This is a genomic window from Brevibacillus sp. 7WMA2 (assembly GCF_010748895.1).
Taxonomy (GTDB): domain Bacteria; phylum Bacillota; class Bacilli; order Brevibacillales; family Brevibacillaceae; genus Brevibacillus_B; species Brevibacillus_B halotolerans.
Genome location: NZ_CP048799.1, coordinates 2,480,824 through 2,497,500, shown reverse-complemented (window position 1 = coordinate 2,497,500; position 16,677 = coordinate 2,480,824). Strand labels below are relative to the sequence as shown.

Sequence of the window (16,677 nt, the reverse complement as noted above, 5' to 3'; positions counted from 1 at the left end):
AAGACAAGTGAGAATCTTGTCCACCGAAAGCCTAAGGTTTCCTGGGGAAGGCTCGTCCTCCCAGGGTTAGTCGGGACCTAAGCTGAGGCCGAAAGGCGTAGGCGATGGACAACTGGTTGATATTCCAGTACCACCTCTGTTCCGCTTGAGCAATGGCGTGACGCAGGAGGATAGGGTGAGCGGCCTATTGGATGGCCGTCTAAGCAGTAAGTGTGGTGTGTAGGCAAATCCGCACACCAATAAGCACAAGCTGTGATGGCGAGGGAAATATAAGTACCGAAGTCCCTGATTTCACACTGCCAAGAAAAGCGTCTAGCGAGGAACAAGGTGCCCGTACCGCAAACCGACACAGGTAGGCGAGGAGAGAATCCTAAGGTGCGCGGGATAACTCTTGCTAAGGAACTCGGCAAAATGGCCCCGTAACTTCGGGAGAAGGGGCGCCTCGGTAGGGTTTATAGCCCGAGGAGGCCGCAGTGAAAAGGCCCAAGCGACTGTTTAGCAAAAACACAGGTCTCTGCGAAGCCGCAAGGCGAAGTATAGGGGCTGACGCCTGCCCGGTGCTGGAAGGTTAAGGGGATGAGTTAGCGCAAGCGAAGCTTTGAACCGAAGCCCCAGTAAACGGCGGCCGTAACTATAACGGTCCTAAGGTAGCGAAATTCCTTGTCGGGTAAGTTCCGACCCGCACGAAAGGCGTAACGACTTGGGCGCTGTCTCGGCAAGAGACCCGGTGAAATCATAATACCTGTGAAGATGCAGGTTACCCGCGACAAGACGGAAAGACCCCATGGAGCTTTACTGTAGCCTGGTATTGAAACTTTGTGCATCATGTACAGAATAGGTGGGAAGCTGTGAAGCGAGGGCGCCAGCCTTCGTGGAGCTGTCGTTGGGATACCACCCTTGATGTACGGAGTTTCTAACTTGCCGCCCTTATCGGGTGGAAGGACCATGCCAGGTGGGCAGTTTGACTGGGGCGGTCGCCTCCTAAAGAGTAACGGAGGCGCCCAAAGGTTCCCTCAGAATGGTCGGAAATCATTCGTAGAGTGTAAAGGCACAAGGGAGCTTGACTGCGAGACCTACAAGTCGAGCAGGGACGAAAGTCGGGCTTAGTGATCCGGTGGTTCCGCATGGAAGGGCCATCGCTCAACGGATAAAAGCTACCCTGGGGATAACAGGCTTATCTCCCCCAAGAGTCCACATCGACGGGGAGGTTTGGCACCTCGATGTCGGCTCATCGCATCCTGGGGCTGAAGTAGGTCCCAAGGGTTGGGCTGTTCGCCCATTAAAGCGGTACGCGAGCTGGGTTCAGAACGTCGTGAGACAGTTCGGTCCCTATCTGTCGCGGGCGTAGGAAGTTTGAGGAGAGCTGTCCTTAGTACGAGAGGACCGGGATGGACGCACCTCTGGTGCACCAGTTGTCACGCCAGTGGCACAGCTGGGTAGCTATGTGCGGACGGGATAAGCGCTGAAAGCATCTAAGCGTGAAGCCCCCTTCAAGATGAGACTTCCCATAGCGCAAGCTAGTAAGACCCCTTATAGACGATGAGGTTGATAGGTTCGGTGTGGAAGTGCAGTAATGCATGGAGCTGACGAATACTAATCGGTCGAGGACTTATCCACATTGCCTTTATGCTGACTTTCATTATCTAGTTTTCAAAGAATAAAGCTAAACGTTCTTTCTTGATTAGGAAAGGACGTTTTTTATTTGTATGAGATTCATATTTCCTTAGATAAAAAGACACCAAATGATAATAAAGGTATTTAGAAAATCTAACAAGATGCAAAAGTAGCAATGAAACAAATAAATCAAATACTTATTACATTTATGTGAAAATTAGAACAACCGAGTTGTTATTCTCAGAAAATTGGGTAAAGTGAATAGGAGAAAGCAATAAAAAAGGAGGGAACTTTATGACGAGAAAAATAGTGGTAATGGAACGTCCGAAAAAGAAAGAAGAGCAAATTGCCTGGCAAAAGCAAGTAATTCGTGAGGAATTGCTCAAGGAATCAACTTTACTAAAGAAAAATAATTAAATCAATATATTAAAATGCGCCTGTTCAATTAGGAACAAGCGCATTTTTGCATATTTAATCAAAAGGCATATACATACAGTTACGTTATATCAGAGGTTCGTTTCCAATGACTAAGTTTTTCTAGTAAACGCTCCTTTATATCACCAGCTAGGGGCCCTTTTACACCTATTCCTACTATAGTATGAGGAAATTCTGGGTTCCCCAACGATTCCACTATGACGGTCTCAAAAGCTTGTAGTAAGCTCTTGAATCCTTCTGGTGTAAATCTCCAATAGTCGGAAGGATAATCATGAATTGGAAAATCAAGAACAGAACTGATAACGCAGACACCATTAGGTTTTAAGATACGATAACATTCTTCTATGGCCTTACGCGGATACTCCACATGCTCAAATGTATCTAAGCTAAGTACTGATCCTGCTGTTTCATCAGGTAAATCTATGTTATGCAAATTCAAAATTTGATCTACACCAGGGCCTTCTCTCATATCGCATCCAATATAGGTGCGACCGGGGAAAAAGGGACGAAGATCTGCAAAAATTTCTTGAGAAGGGACTTGAAAGGAACCAAACTCATAGATGGGATCTAGGAGAGGGAGTTCCTCTGAGCATAGCCGGACAAAATGCTTTATGCAAAAACGCATGTATAAACCTCCTTGAAAAGCTTATTTACTCTTTATCTATATGAAGAAAAGATAGGAGAGTGTCAGTTCTATAAAAAATTCGAAGGTGTAAAAATGCTTACTTCATATTAATTATTTTTCATCAAATGGCATCTGAAGAATATTCTGTTGAGAGGAGGGATGGAATAATGAATCGTTTTTGGGAAAAAATTATTAGACCTATACTACTAAAGGAACAGCCAAAAAATATTGTAGAAATTGGTGCAGATTACGGATTCAATACCATACGTATATTGGAATATTGCAAATGGCTTAATGCAAAAGTGTATGTTGTAGATCCACTACCTAAGTTTGATGTAAATGCTTTTCAAAATGCGTTTGGTAAACATTTAGAAGTGATTCGTTTACTTAGTCACGATGCATTACCCCAGATTTCCGAATATGACGTGGTACTCATTGACGGTGATCATAATTGGTATACAGTCTATTTTGAATTAAAAGCAATTGAGGAACGTTCCAAAAAAACAGGTAAATTTCCACTCGTTTTCTTCCATGATGTAGATTGGCCATACGGTCGTCGTGATATGTATTATAATCCACAGCAGATCCCTGCCGAATATTTGAAGCCATATGCATTAAAAGGGATGATTCCGGGACAGTCCGAATTAGCGGAAGAAGGAGGAATAAATCACAATTTATACAATGCAGTATATGAAAATGGCCCGAAAAATGGGGTACTTACAGCAATTGAGGATTTTTTACGGGATAGTAGCCTGAACTTATCCTTCCAAAAGGTAACGAGTGAAAACGGACTTGGTGTAATGTATGAAAATGATCCTGAAAGAGATACGTATATCCGTTATGTGATTGCTTCTTCCGGTATGTAAGACTTATGTATATAAACATCAAAAAAAGAACCCTGAGATGGGTTCTTTCAGCGTGTAGACAAAATACCGAAAGGTATGGAGGTCTGCACGCTTTTTTGTTGAATGTATGAATATAGCAGAAAGGAGTGAGTTACTTGTTAAAAAGACAAGATGCAGAAGGCCGTTACCAACTGTCCTTTGTTTCGTTAGATGAACTTGTCCCTTCTGATCATTTAGTTCGTAAAATTGAGAAAGCAATTGATTTTACTTTTATATATGATCTTGTAAAAGACAAATATTCGGAAGATAATGGGAGACCAAGTATCGACCCTGTTGTGCTAATAAAGATCGTATTTATTCAATATTTATTTGGTATAAAATCTATGCGTCAGACAATTAAAGAACTGGAAACGAATGTAGCTTATCGGTGGTTTATCGGTTATGACTTCACTCAACCAGTACCTCATTTCTCTACCTTCGGTAAAAATTATGCTCGCCGTTTTCAAGATACAGATCTCTTTGAAACCATTTTTGCACATATTCTTGGAGAAGCTCTTAAGCATCGATTTGTTAATTCTTCTGTTATGTTTATTGATTCTACTCACGTAAAGGCTAATGCGAATAAGAAGAAATACAGAAAGACCATAGTTGAACAAGAACCTAAAAAATATCTATCTTATTTAGAAGAAGAATTAAATCAGGATAGGATCGATCACGGAAAGAAACCCTTGCCAAAAAAGTCTGAGTCTATACAAAAGGAAGTGAAGTTGAGCACTACTGATCCTGATAGTGGTTGGTTTATTAAGGATGAAAAAGAAAGATTATTTGCATACTCCTTCCATGCCGCAAGCGATAAGAACGGATTTATATTGAGTGCAAAAGTAACAGCTGCTAACGTTCACGACAGTCAAATGTTTCAGGATGTATTAAATCAAGCTATTCATCAAGTAGGAAAACCCTATGCAGTAGCAGTAGATGCAGGCTATAAAACCCCTTATATTGCTAAAACCCTCATTACTTCTGGTATACGTCCTGCAATGCCATATACACGACCACGTACAAAGGAGGGATTCTTTAAGAAATACGAATATGCTTATGATGAATATTATGATTGCTATGTTTGCCCTGCAAATGAAGTATTGTCTTATGAGACAACAACCCGTGAGGGGTATCGAATATACAGATCGAATCCATCAATTTGCAAAGATTGTGCCTTTCGGAACCAATGTACAAATAGCAAGGATACAGTGAAAAAAATCAGTCGTCATATATGGGCAGAATATATAGAAGAAGCTGATCATCTTAGACATACACTCAAAAATAAGGAAATCTATTCAAAAAGAAAAGAAACGATTGAGCGAGTATTTGCAGATTTGAAGGAAAAGCATGGCTTGAGATGGACCACTTTACGAGGGATTAAAAAAGTGACCATGCAGGTGATGCTTGTTTTTGCTTCTATGAATTTAAAAAAGCTCGCTACGTGGCTTTGGAATCCTGAAAAGGAGAAGCGTAAGCTTCTTCAACTACTAACCTTTTACCAGCAAAAAATAAAACAAACTCCCCTTATAGCAGTAGCTTAAGAAGAGTTTGTCCACAGCCTGAAAGAACCCTGAGATGGGTTCTTTTTTGTAGATTACATGATTAAAAATGTTTTTTATTCCATAAGTAAAGGGTGATCTGACCGAAAAAGAGGAGGTATAATCATGCTTTATGTTTTTCTTAATTTGTAGAGGAAGGGGAATTAAAGTCCTTCCAATCCTCAAAGGAATAATGGTCGAGAAAAATAGATTTTGTTTTATTGTATTCCTCAAAATTAATGTCGTCGAAACAGTAATGGAGGATCCAGCTTTCTTCTTGATGAGGGATGACGACCTTATATCCTGCTTTACGAAAAGCTATTGATTGAGACACATCGTAAAAATGGAAGTTGTTTATCTTCTCATCCCAATCTATATCATATTGAGTTACCATCATAACTCCATCAATACTAGTGACTTCTTGAAAAGGATAGGGAACATTTCCAAAGTTATGGTGACCAAAGGAGTTAATATAAGCCATTATCTTTCCAAAAGGCCTACTGCCTTCCCACCAAACCCCTGAGGGAGGGAGATCGTTAGTACCTGCTACTCCAAACATTCCAACTTCTTTATCCATGAAAACCTTGAGGCAATCAACTAAAAACCTAGTGTTCATAATGTAAGTATCCTGATGTAAATAGATTTTATATTTAGCTTTACTTTGTCGCATTGCCCTGTTATAGCCTTCCGTCATGCTAACTGCATCATAAATCGAAATAATTTCTACTGAGAATCCAGGGGGAACCCATAGTTGACTAATGTGATTTAAACATTCTTTATAGAGGACTTCTTCGTTCACGCAACTAATAAACGCGAAAGAAAGCTGTCTATTCTCCATTGCGTATTTCTCCTTTTTTAACGGAAAAGCGTGTTTTTCCGATTAATAGCTAACTACTTCCCGAATGATACGAAGCTGATAGGTATTGCGTTTTTAAGCAAGGGTATACCTTCTCTTACCATATTCCACTTAAAGAAAAATCGACACTAGAGAATTTTCTTCCCTTCTCCTATTCTTTTTCTTCCACCTGACAAAGAACCGTCTCTGCCCAATTTCATACATTAGTAAAGGTGGTAAACGTTTAGAAAAGGAGGGAAAGCTTGTGACAAAAGATAATTCTAAGGAGCTCCCAAAGGTAAGTATTCTGATTCCTACTTATAATAGACCACATTATTTTGAACTAGCATTGCAAAGTGCCTTAGCTCAGAATTATTCCAATTTGGAGATTATCGTAGGTGATGACAGCACGAACGATGAAACCGAGCAACTAATAAAACCTTATTTGGAGAAGCATCCACAGCTTATCTATTCCAAAAATCCGCAAAATTTGGGGCAATTTGAAAATGACCTAAAGCTACTGGAGCTGGCAAGTGGGGAATATATCAATTTTTTGATGGATGATGATCTATTTCACCCAGAGAAAATTAGTAGGATGATGGTTTATTTTCAAATGGATCATCAAGAAGAGATCGCTTTGGTCACTTCTAAACGGGCAATTATCAATGAGACTGGTGCCATTCAACCTGATATCGCAGAAACCCAAACAGATTTCTTACAGGATACAATTTTAGATGGTGATCAATTAATTAATATGTTACTTGGTTTACAATGGGGGAATTTCATTGGAGAGCCGACAACGGTATTATTTCGAAAAAAATATTTAACAGAACCGTTTGGAACCTTATTAGATAGAAAATATACGTGCACAGTGGATATGGCCTCTTGGATCGTATTGCTACGAAATGGAAAAGGAGTTTATATGACGGATACATTAAGCTATTTCCGCATGCATCCTGCTCAACAAGTCAAGCAACATGATATCATCATTGGCGGCTCTATTGATTTGGTACATCTGGTCTTACAGGCAGCACCATTGCTTGGATATTTACAGGAAAAAGATACGCTGATCAAGGCCTATGTTAATACACTTCGATTTATTCATGGCGCACTCTATGTTACTGATCCGGATCGGGAGTCAGATGATACGTTAGAATTACGTGCTTACCAAGAAAAAATCACTGCTCATTTATTTGAAGCTACGAAGAGTGGGCCCCAATGAAATCTTTGATGGTGCAGCTTTCGTGATAGGGCTAAAGCGGGAATTCTTTACTTCGTGAGCGGATATTATCTGTAAGCATACAATAACATATCGTGCAGATATGTTGAGCGGTGCTATACATGATTGACCTGAACGTCAAACGATTTAGGGAGGCCGATACATGAAAGGAATTATTTTAGCCGGCGGAACAGGTTCTAGATTGTATCCCTTAACAAAGGTTACCAATAAACACTTGTTACCGATTGGAAAATATCCAATGATTTATCACCCCATTCATAAGCTAAAACAGGCGGACATTCATGAGGTATTAATTGTCACGAGCCGTGAGCATATGGGAGATGTAGTAAATTTGTTGGGAAGCGGAGTAGATTTTAATATGCAATTCACGTATAAGGTACAGGATGAACCCAAGGGAATTGCACAAGCATTAGGAATGGCGGAGGATTTTGCACATAGAGAGCTGATTACGGTTATCTTAGGTGATAATGTATTTTCTGATAATATTTCCAACTATGTGAAGAGGTTTAAAGAACGTGGGTACGGAGCCAATATTCTGATAAAGCAGGTAGTTGATCCTGAGCGCTATGGTGTACCAAAGTTGGATGATGGAAAAATTGTTTCCATCACAGAAAAACCGTCCCACCCAGACAGCCAATTTGCTGTAACGGGTATATATATGTACGATTGGAAGGTATTTGACATTATTAAAACCCTACAGCCTTCTGCCCGTGGAGAATTAGAAATTACTGATGTGAATAATGCGTATATTGAGCGAAATGAGATGACATATGATGTACTTCAGGGATGGTGGACAGATGCAGGAACCCACCATTCGATTTTACACGCAAACCAATTAGCCGCCACCTTAGAGCTGGATAAGTTAGAAGGAGAATAGATAGGTTGAGGAGGAGATAAAGCGTGATTGAAGGCGTGAAAGTCAAAAAGCTAATTAAGTTTGCGGATGATCGTGGGTATTTTATGGAGGTATGGCGTGATGACGACTTTTTGTTGGAAAAATTCGGTCAATTATCAGCTTCCTTGACATATCCAGGTGTGATTAAAGCGTTCCATTATCATAAAAAGCAGGATGATATCTGGTTCTTCCCCGCCGGCAATGCTCAGGTCGTTTTGCATGACCTAAGAGACGAATCGCCGACTAAAGGAAAGACCGACGTGTATTATATGGGTGAGAATCATTTAATCTCTTTGTTCATCCCGCGAGGAGTAGCACATGGATATCGGGTATTAGGGCAACAGCCAGCCGTCATTACTTATTTAACCAACAATTCTTATGATCCCAAAGATCCAGATGAATATCGAATTTCCTATGATGATAAAACCATTAATTTTAAGTGGGACACGGTATTTAAATAAGGAGGAAGTCATTTATGAAAGTATTGGTGACAGGTGGAGCGGGATTTATTGGGAGTAATTTCATTCATTATCTCCTGCATCAATACCCCCATTATAAAATCATTAACTTGGATTATCTCACATATGCCGGTAATTTAGAGAATTTACAGGATATTGAGGAACATCCTCATTATCGGTTCGTGAGAGGCTCTATTTATGACAAGAAATTAGTCGAAAAGCTTCTGTCAGGAGAAAAAGCTTTATATTCTGATGATGAGACTCCAATTGATCTTATTATTAATTTCGCAGCAGAATCGCATGTTGATCGAAGTATTTCAGACCCAAGCTACTTTGTAAAAACAAATATTACCGGTACGCAGGTGCTTCTAGAATTTGCTAAACGATATAAAATCAAACAGTTTCTTCAAGTATCTACCGACGAGGTGTATGGTTCATTAGACGAGACTGGATTGTTTACTGAAGATTCTCCGCTTGCCCCCAATAGCCCATACTCCGCCTCCAAAGCAGCAGCTGATTTATTAGTCCGTTCCTATCATCAAACCTATGATATGTATACAAATATCACACGGTGTTCTAACAATTATGGACCGTATCAATTTCCAGAAAAATTAATACCACTCGCTATTACCAATGCAATTGCATATGAAAACATTCCTGTTTATGGCGATGGACTACATGTTCGCGATTGGTTACATGTAGAGGACCATTGCCGAGCTATTGATCTTGTTATGCATAGTGGCAAGCCCGGCGAAGTATATAATATTGGCGGCAATAATGAATGGACGAATTTGAGTTTGCTTCAAACATTGCTCCGTGAGTTACATCGTGAAGAGAATTTGCTTCAGTTTAGCAAGGATCGTCCGAAGCACGATCGCCGCTATGCTATTGATTCCACCAAAATTCGAACAGAATTAGGCTGGGAGCCGATTCATACTTTTGAAGAAGGTCTTGCTAATACGATTCGCTGGTATCAGCAAAATGAACAATGGTGGAAGCGAGCTAAATCAGGAGCTTTTCGCGAATATTATAAGCAACAATATGGTCATATCATTCATGACCATACCCATTAGCGTAGGAGAAAAAAGGGAGGGAGCAGTGTGAAAGTGCTGGTCACTGGGGCACAGGGGCAACTAGGTCAAGATTTGGTTGCATGCTCACAGGACATGGATCATGTAAAGGGATACAGTCGACAGGAATTAGATATTACACAATTGGATCAGGTAAGAGCGCAGGTGCAGGCTTATCAGCCTGATGTTATTATTCATGCTGCAGCCTATACCAATGTGGATCAGGCTGAGAGCGAACCTGACCAGGCCTATGCAGTGAATGCGTGGGGCACTCGTAATGTAGCCCTTGCTGCGCAAGAGATAGGTGCCAAAATGGTGTACATTAGCTCAGACTATGTATTTTCTGGCAAGGGAAGTGAGCCGTATGTTGAATTTGACCGTCCTGATCCGCAAAGTGTCTATGGAAAAAGTAAGCTAGCCGGGGAAGAATTGACCAGATGCTTATGCCACAAGCATTTTATTGTTCGAACTTCCTGGGTATTTGGTAAAAGCGGTCATAACTTTGTGAAGACAATGATACAGCTTGGACAAAAACAGACAGAAGTCTCAGTTGTCACTGATCAAATTGGCTCCCCTACCTATACTGTTGATCTGGCACTATTTTTAATGCAGCTAGCTAAAAGCGAGTGTTACGGTATCTACCATGCTTCCAATCAAGGGAGTTGCTCGTGGTATGAATTTGCAGAGGCGATATTTGCCGAATTTCAACAAAAAGTAAAGGTTGTCCCCATAACAACGCAGGATTTTCCGCGTCCTGCCCCCCGACCCGTCTATTCAGTGATGGATCATATGGCTATTCGTTTACAGGATTTTCAACTTCTTCGGCATTGGCGTGATGCTTTGCATGCGTACCGCCTAGATTGTATGGCTATAAAGGAGGAGAGCTATGACTTCTAACCTCTCGATTGTAATTTTGACACGTAATGGCTTACCTATTACGAAAATGTGTGTGGAAAGTATTCAAAAGCATACAAAAGATTATGAGCTAATCTGTATTGATAATGGCTCGACTGATGGGACGGTTGCCTACCTGAATTCTCTTCCTCATGCAGTCGTTATCTCTAATGGTGAAAATCGTGGTTTTGCAGCAGGCAATAATCAAGGATTTCGAGAAGCACGGGGCGAGTATATTGTCATGCTAAATAATGATACATTGGTCACTCCACAGTGGAGCGAATTACTTATAAATTGGTTAAATAAAAATTCGTCATTAGGTATGGTTGGACCCCGTTCCAATAATGTATCGCCTGGACAGCAAATTAGCACAGAAGAAACCGTAGAGCTTGCTACAGTTGATTCGTTTGCAATTGATTGGACCAAACGTTATGCCAATCAAGGCTTCTATAGTCGAAAGCTGGTAGGCCATTGCATATTATTTAGACGGAGTCTGCTTGAGCACATTGGCGGATTGGATGAACGCTTTCATCCAGCTAACTATGAGGATGATGATTTTTGTCTACGCGCTCGACTGTTTGGAAAAAATCTATGGGTTGCCAATGATGTATTTATTTATCACTTTGGCCATGCTTCCTTTTTAGTAAATAAAGTGAAGTACCGAGACTATTCCTGGGAGAACGCAAGGCGGTTTATAGAAAAATGGCAACTTCCTATGAGCATACATCAGCTAGAGACACAGGGATATAATCCAAACGTTATCGTGGGACGGGTGGGTACATTTGATCCGCAAAAGCATGTCGAGCCCTTGTAATTGAGGGTGGGGGGTGAAGTATGGCTACGATCAGCCTATGTATGATTGTAAAAAATGAAGAAAAATCAATCGCCCGTTGTCTTCGTTCTGTCAAGGGAGCAGTTGATGAAATTATTATTGTGGATACCGGTTCCACTGACAAAACGATTAAGGAAGCGAAGGCGTTTACCAAAAAGATTTTTCACTTCAAATGGGTGAATGACTTTTCTAAAGCACGTAATTTTTCATTTCAGCAAGCTACCATGGATTACATTATGTGGATGGACGCAGATGATGTACTGGAGGAAATTGATCGGAAAAAACTACAGCTCTATAAGCATAAAATTGACCCGAGTATTGATGTAATCATCATGCCTTATCATACTAGTAAAGATGAATTTGGCAATATCATTCTTCCTTATTCTCGTGAAAGAATGATAAAGCGAACCCATAAGCATTCCTGGATAGGCATGGTTCATGAGTATATTCAGTATTCCTATGCTAAGTGTTTTGAAGTTGATATTGCCGTTACCCATCGTCCACGTGAGCAAAAATTTCATAACAGAAATTTGCAATTATACGAAAGTGCGATAGCAGATGGGATTTTATTATCCCCGAGGGACAAATATTATTATGCCAATGAATTAAAGGATCATGAAAGATATGAAGAGGCTATCGAGATTTATAAGAAGTTTGTGAATAAAGAATTACCACCTGTAGAGGAACCGGGGATGCTACTCGAGCAGCTATGCTTCTGTTATGAGAGACTACAGCTTCCAGAAGAAGAAATCAAGTATGCATTAAAAAGTTTGGAATATGGCTTGCCACGAGCTGAGGCATGCTGTCGGCTGGGATATTATTGGTTACAAAAAAATGAACCGAAAAGGGCGCTTTTTTGGTATGATCTCGCTACTACAATAACAAAACCTAAATCGTGGGGATTCCGGAAAGAAGCATGCTGGACCTGGCTCCCACATTTGCAACTATGTGTTTGCTATGATCGCTTAGAACAGTTTGAGAAGGCATACAAACATAATGAATTGGCACGAGCATACCGACCAACAGATCCAATTATTCTGAGCAATCGTACCTACCTAACCAATCGGCTGGAAGAATTGGGGATTCCCATTCCTTCATAAACAGAAAGAGTGGAAAAACAGCGCTTCTCGTAATAAAGAGAAAAGCGCTGTTTTTTTGAAGGAAAAATCATTATTCCTCACTATCATCCTCGTTTTGATGCTTCCCTTGATGGGGATTAACATCCATATGTCTTAAAGTTGACTTCACCTTATCCGTTTGTGACTGGTAGTCGGTGATAACTTCTGTTAGAACGGCTACGGATTCCTTTAATGTAGGCTCATTGCTAATATGGTCAATGGCTCTATGAATATGCATCATTTTATTTTCTGTTTCTCGTAAGAATTCCACTAATTCCATGCCATTCATTTTTTTCACCTCATCATTCTGATTCGGTTAAGACCGTTTCTTTATCATAAGTGTGTGTTACTGAGCTTTTTTGTATGCATGATGAGGTAAAGAGAAAATCAGGTGTTTTAGGAGAGGTTATAAATTGGTCATATCTACTGTTTCTATCGTCCAAGCAATGCTTATCTTTTGCTCATATTCTAAAGTATCACAGTAGGAGGTGTTTTTATGAGTAAAAAACATTGCAAGTGTAGACAGCGTCATCATCGTCATCCTCATCATCATGAAAGTCATTCTGATCTTCCTTGGGAAAACTCTACTAGTTCAGTATGGACGAATCATGAGAAGCCCCGTAAAAAATGTCGTCATCGCCATGTAACAGTGATTTTAAATCCAGGCGAAACCCTAGTGGTTCATGCCAGACATAAAGGTTTTAAGAAGTAAATTTGTGTACGTAACAAGGGGCCATTGGCTGTAGCCGATGGCTTTTTGTTTCCACAATCGGATGATCAATCAATTATGCTTTCGTAGAGAATAAGCCGTGCCAAACCTTACAGCAGGAAAATAATAATAAATAGAGGAGTCATGGCTATGAGAAAGCCAGGGATAAGCTGGGTACCTGTTCAAAAATATAACCGCCCTTTAGGCCCTGTTTGGCAGGTTAGAAAAGGAAGGGAAGGAAACCGACAAATTGGTTTTTTTAAATATATGAATAGAAGTACAGCAAAAAGGCTTGGTCCTGTTTTAGCTATGGAGTTACTTTCCTATCGACTTGCTCGCAAGCTAGGCATCTCAGTAGCTAAAATCGAAGTGGTCACCATTCAAGGGAAAAGGGGCATAGTGTCTCATAAAAAAAGAAAAGGCCGTCTTTATAGCTGGGAGGAGTTCTATCGGCGAAAAGGGCCAAGGGCTATCAACGAATTGCAATCCCCAGAAAGATTGATAGAGCTATTCGTCTTTGATATTTGGATTGTCAATGTAGATCGCCATAATGAGAACATCATAATATTCCCTACTCAGAAAGCATATGACTTTTATGCTATTGATCATAGTATGTCTCTGTTGGGAACCTTTACTTTTCGCAAAATTCCATGGTATTCCAAGCAGTGGGAACATGTTGCCCTCTATAATCATCACTACTTGCGGGGTCTTACCCACTATATCCAAGAATACAGTCAAGTAAAGCCGTTTATTCAAAAGATTCAACGACTATCACCTGTGCTTATAAAACAAACAGTAAGACGGATTCCAGGTTCTTTATTAAGTCTGACGCAAAAACAGCAGGCTGAACGTGTTCTATTGAATCGACAAAAAAACCTACATCACTTGGTGGAACGCTGGTTATTGGAATATCAGGGAAAGATATAGCATAAGAAAAGAAAGGTACCTCGGTTTATACCTAGCCAACAGGCAGGAGGAGGTAGCTAGAAATATGATGTACTCGGGGGAAGACAGCTCTCATCTCGTTTGGACTGGGGCCGTAATTGCCATTTTCACCTATTTAGTGGGTGGCATAGATAAGCTGTTTACGGCATTTTGCATTTTTATCGTTGTCGATTATATAACGGGTGTACTTGCTGCATGGTATACCAGGTCGCTTAGTAGCCAGGAAGGGTTTCGAGGAATAGCTAAAAAGGTTGGTATGTTTGCTTTTATCATTATAGCCAACCAATTGGATTTAATTAGTGGAAGTAATCAAGGGTTTTTACGAGATACAATCATTTTATTTATGATTGGGAATGAAGGGATTTCTATTATCGAAAACTGTCATCGGCTGGGTCTGCCTGTACCCGATTTTTTATTGCGAGCGCTGGAAAGCGTAAAAAAGCTTAAAAAGAAATGATTATCTTTTGGTTTCAGCGATCAAAGGTACTTTGTCCATGCACAAAGTACCTTGCCTCGTTCATACATAAGAGAAAGAGCTTTACGATAAAATATTTTATTACGTGTGTTTTACAAAAAGAGACAGTTTTTTTAAGGAAGAGAGCGTATAATACAGCGTACTGGGAGGAGGAGTGACAGATGAAATTTACTTGCATTCATTGCTGCAGTATTTTTTATGATCAACAAAGGTGCCCGATATGTGGTAGCTCAGATGTAAAACCCATTATTGTAGAGGTTCAAAATGCTACAGAAACCATTGTGATTCCAGCTAAAAGAGATTGTTTATAAAAACAAATTTGAAACCTCCAGCCACTACGAAACGTAATACTTGTTAAGACAAGATATCTAACAGCTTAAGGAGGACAACATGCTAATAACCACAACACATACTGTTCAGGGTAGAGATGTCGAGGAGTATCTTGATATTGTAACAGGCGAAGCAATTATGGCTGCTAACATTGTTCGAGATTTCATGGCAGGGGTCCGAGACATTATAGGCGGACGAAGCGGTGCCTATGAAAATAAGCTAGCAGAAGGAAGAGCGATTGCCATTAACGAGATGAAGGATAAGGCTGCTCAAATAGGTGCGAATGCAGTTATCGGTATTCATTTAGATTTTGAAACGATCGGTAACGGTATGCTGATGGTTGTTGCTTCTGGAACAGCTGTTCGGATTCGGTAATTTTTATTGTTAAATCGTATTGGAAGAAAGGCCACTCTTTGCGACCGTGAAGAGGGCTTTTTTATTTATGAAATAAAATTAAAGAAAATCAGCCATTGCAAAACAAGCTCAGATCACTACAATTAAGTTAATATACAACATGTACATAACGGAGCTGGTTACCATTCAACCTATTCACAAGAACAAGTCATTTCTGTTATTAATGTCAGGAGAAATTGTTGCTGGAATTACCATGTGGGTCTGTCTGTTGCTAAATCTACAGTTTATGTCACAGATAATGAAAACCAATTTGGGAACAGGCCTGTTACTCATGACAGGGATGCTTGCTAGCATTCTATTTTTACCAACTGTAGGGAAAATGATTGATCTGTATGATAAGCAAAAGATTTTGATTGCTTCCTCCTGTTTGAGGTGTTTGGCCCCTATTTTTATGTATTTGGCCATTAGTTACACCTCCATTGGCTGGCTAGTTGCTTCGTTAATTGTGAATCAAGTAGCTGGTTCCATGTATTTGCCAACCGTACGGGCAGGCTTGCCGGCATTGGTTGGGGAGGCTAATCTCCTCTCTGCAAATACACTGTATATGAACATTGCTACCATGGCTAGAATTGCGGGTACAGCCGTCGGGGGGCTACTGTTAACAGTGTTTACGATGCAGGCGGTTACTATGGGGGCGGTTATCGGCTTTCTCATACTAGTAATTATTGTGCTATTTGTGCGTATTCCGAAGTCACACCATAAACGTAAGCAAACAGAAAAATTGAAATTTATAGAAGTTTTCGAAATAATGAAAAAAGAGCCATCGGTAACCGTTGGGCTGATTAGCACTGGGGTAGTGACACTCTTCTTAGGCGGATTTAATTTATTGGTTTTAGCCTTTGGAAAACTTCAAGATTCCTCGACGATTATGGGATATATCTATGCGATAGAAGGAGCAAGTGTACTTCTTGCAGGGGTTTTTGTACAAAAATTGGTAAGTCAAGTAAACTTAGTAAGAGTATCCTCCTTACTTGTAGTTGTCATCGGAATTGCAGAATGGGGCATGTCATTTAGTACAAGTCCGGTGATGGTGCTACTTTCATTTGGATTGCTCGGTTTTACTCTAGGCTTTATTTTTCCGATGGTAACTACCGTGTTTCAAAAAAGGCTGCCCGAAATGGTCCAGGGACGATTTTTTAGTTTTAAAGAAATCGTGGACCGGATTATTATTCAGGTCGCTATGCTTCTTACATCAGCAAGTCTGGATTTTATTGGGGTTTCTCCCTTTCTTATCCTAATGAGTATTTTCACGGTATGTACGGGGCTACTTACATACCTATACGGAAAAAGACAAAACCTAGTGGTAACACATCTTGGATCACAGAATGAATCAAAATAATGATAAATACATTTCATGCAAAAATTT

At 40.3% G+C, this 16,677-nt stretch carries 19 protein-coding genes and 1 rRNA gene (1 of these 20 only partly in view); 17 read left to right on the top strand and 3 right to left on the bottom strand.

Annotation, left to right across the window (positions count from 1 at the left end):
• Together GOP56_RS10005 and GOP56_RS24190 are read left to right on the top strand one after the other, a co-directional pair.
• Positions 1-1,617, top strand: a 23S ribosomal RNA gene (locus GOP56_RS10005) (it extends 1,313 nt beyond the left edge of the window).
• A 291-nt stretch (positions 1,618-1,908) separates the two neighbouring features.
• Positions 1,909-2,031, top strand: a complete 123-nt coding sequence (locus GOP56_RS24190) for a hypothetical protein (RefSeq protein WP_003345578.1) — start codon at positions 1,909-1,911, stop codon at positions 2,029-2,031.
• A gap of 79 nt (positions 2,032-2,110) precedes the next feature.
• On the opposite strand, the gene GOP56_RS10000 is transcribed toward GOP56_RS24190, so the two are convergent.
• Positions 2,111-2,674, bottom strand: a complete 564-nt coding sequence (locus GOP56_RS10000) for a class I SAM-dependent methyltransferase (protein WP_003336588.1) — start codon at positions 2,672-2,674, stop codon at positions 2,111-2,113.
• A 167-nt stretch (positions 2,675-2,841) separates the two neighbouring features.
• Here GOP56_RS10000 and GOP56_RS09995 point away from each other — a divergent pair, with 167 nt between their 5' ends.
• Complete coding sequence (locus tag GOP56_RS09995) at positions 2,842-3,540, top strand: class I SAM-dependent methyltransferase (protein ID WP_163245473.1); 699 nt, start codon at positions 2,842-2,844, stop codon at positions 3,538-3,540.
• Between the two features lie 134 nt (positions 3,541-3,674).
• Positions 3,675-5,099, top strand: a complete 1,425-nt coding sequence (locus tag GOP56_RS09990) for an IS1182 family transposase (protein WP_163245454.1) — start codon at positions 3,675-3,677, stop codon at positions 5,097-5,099.
• A gap of 139 nt (positions 5,100-5,238) precedes the next feature.
• Here GOP56_RS09990 and GOP56_RS09985 read toward each other — a convergent pair whose 3' ends face one another.
• Positions 5,239-5,934 (bottom strand): glycosyltransferase family protein, encoded by a 696-nt coding sequence (locus GOP56_RS09985; RefSeq protein ID WP_163245472.1) that lies wholly within the window; start codon positions 5,932-5,934, stop codon positions 5,239-5,241.
• A 262-nt stretch (positions 5,935-6,196) separates the two neighbouring features.
• Between GOP56_RS09985 and GOP56_RS09980 the strand changes: the two genes are divergently transcribed.
• The 7 genes from GOP56_RS09980 to GOP56_RS09950 all read left to right on the top strand — a co-directional run bounded on the left by GOP56_RS09980 (position 6,197) and on the right by GOP56_RS09950 (position 12,420).
• The gene (locus GOP56_RS09980; RefSeq protein WP_163245471.1) at positions 6,197-7,153 is read left to right on the top strand and encodes a glycosyltransferase family 2 protein; all 957 of its coding nucleotides are present in this window, start codon (positions 6,197-6,199) and stop codon (positions 7,151-7,153) included.
• Positions 7,154-7,313: 160 nt separating this feature from the next.
• Entirely contained in the window at positions 7,314-8,048 is a 735-nt protein-coding gene (locus GOP56_RS09975) for a sugar phosphate nucleotidyltransferase (protein WP_096885939.1), read from the top strand.
• Between the two features lie 23 nt (positions 8,049-8,071).
• On the top strand, positions 8,072-8,527 hold the full coding sequence (locus GOP56_RS09970; protein WP_163245470.1) for a dTDP-4-dehydrorhamnose 3,5-epimerase family protein: 456 nt from the start codon (positions 8,072-8,074) through the stop codon (positions 8,525-8,527).
• Between the two features lie 14 nt (positions 8,528-8,541).
• A complete protein-coding gene (gene rfbB / locus GOP56_RS09965) occupies positions 8,542-9,597 on the top strand; it encodes a dTDP-glucose 4,6-dehydratase (RefSeq protein WP_003345568.1) in 1,056 nt (351 codons plus the stop codon).
• A 27-nt stretch (positions 9,598-9,624) separates the two neighbouring features.
• On the top strand, positions 9,625-10,491 hold the full coding sequence (rfbD, locus tag GOP56_RS09960) for a dTDP-4-dehydrorhamnose reductase (RefSeq protein ID WP_163245469.1): 867 nt from the start codon (positions 9,625-9,627) through the stop codon (positions 10,489-10,491).
• The gene (locus GOP56_RS09955) at positions 10,481-11,302 is read left to right on the top strand and encodes a glycosyltransferase family 2 protein (RefSeq protein WP_163245468.1); all 822 of its coding nucleotides are present in this window, start codon (positions 10,481-10,483) and stop codon (positions 11,300-11,302) included. The genes rfbD and GOP56_RS09955 overlap by 11 nt, the downstream gene beginning before the upstream one ends.
• Positions 11,303-11,322: 20 nt before the next feature.
• Positions 11,323-12,420, top strand: a complete 1,098-nt coding sequence (locus tag GOP56_RS09950; RefSeq protein ID WP_163245467.1) for a glycosyltransferase — start codon at positions 11,323-11,325, stop codon at positions 12,418-12,420.
• Positions 12,421-12,490: 70 nt separating this feature from the next.
• Here GOP56_RS09950 and GOP56_RS09945 read toward each other — a convergent pair whose 3' ends face one another.
• Positions 12,491-12,727: a hypothetical protein gene (locus tag GOP56_RS09945; RefSeq protein WP_003345559.1), complete on the bottom strand. Its 237-nt coding sequence runs from the start codon at positions 12,725-12,727 to the stop codon at positions 12,491-12,493.
• A 207-nt stretch (positions 12,728-12,934) separates the two neighbouring features.
• On the opposite strand from GOP56_RS09945, the gene GOP56_RS09940 reads away from it, so the two are divergent.
• The 6 genes from GOP56_RS09940 to GOP56_RS09920 all read left to right on the top strand — a co-directional run bounded on the left by GOP56_RS09940 (position 12,935) and on the right by GOP56_RS09920 (position 16,650).
• Positions 12,935-13,150 carry a hypothetical protein gene (locus tag GOP56_RS09940; RefSeq protein ID WP_035319185.1) on the top strand — a complete coding sequence of 72 codons (216 nt, stop codon included), beginning with the start codon at positions 12,935-12,937 and terminating at the stop codon, positions 13,148-13,150.
• Between the two features lie 147 nt (positions 13,151-13,297).
• Positions 13,298-14,074, top strand: a complete 777-nt coding sequence (locus tag GOP56_RS09935) for a HipA family kinase (protein WP_163245466.1) — start codon at positions 13,298-13,300, stop codon at positions 14,072-14,074.
• A 64-nt stretch (positions 14,075-14,138) separates the two neighbouring features.
• Positions 14,139-14,549, top strand: coding sequence for a phage holin family protein (locus GOP56_RS09930; protein ID WP_003336602.1), 411 nt, complete (start codon positions 14,139-14,141; stop codon positions 14,547-14,549).
• Positions 14,550-14,728: 179 nt separating this feature from the next.
• Positions 14,729-14,878, top strand: coding sequence for a hypothetical protein (locus tag GOP56_RS23365; RefSeq protein WP_003336603.1), 150 nt, complete (start codon positions 14,729-14,731; stop codon positions 14,876-14,878).
• A gap of 79 nt (positions 14,879-14,957) precedes the next feature.
• The gene (locus GOP56_RS09925; protein ID WP_003336605.1) at positions 14,958-15,272 is read left to right on the top strand and encodes a YbjQ family protein; all 315 of its coding nucleotides are present in this window, start codon (positions 14,958-14,960) and stop codon (positions 15,270-15,272) included.
• A gap of 139 nt (positions 15,273-15,411) precedes the next feature.
• Positions 15,412-16,650, top strand: a complete 1,239-nt coding sequence (locus GOP56_RS09920; protein WP_003336606.1) for an MFS transporter — start codon at positions 15,412-15,414, stop codon at positions 16,648-16,650.
• Positions 16,651-16,677: the final 27 nt, after the last annotated feature.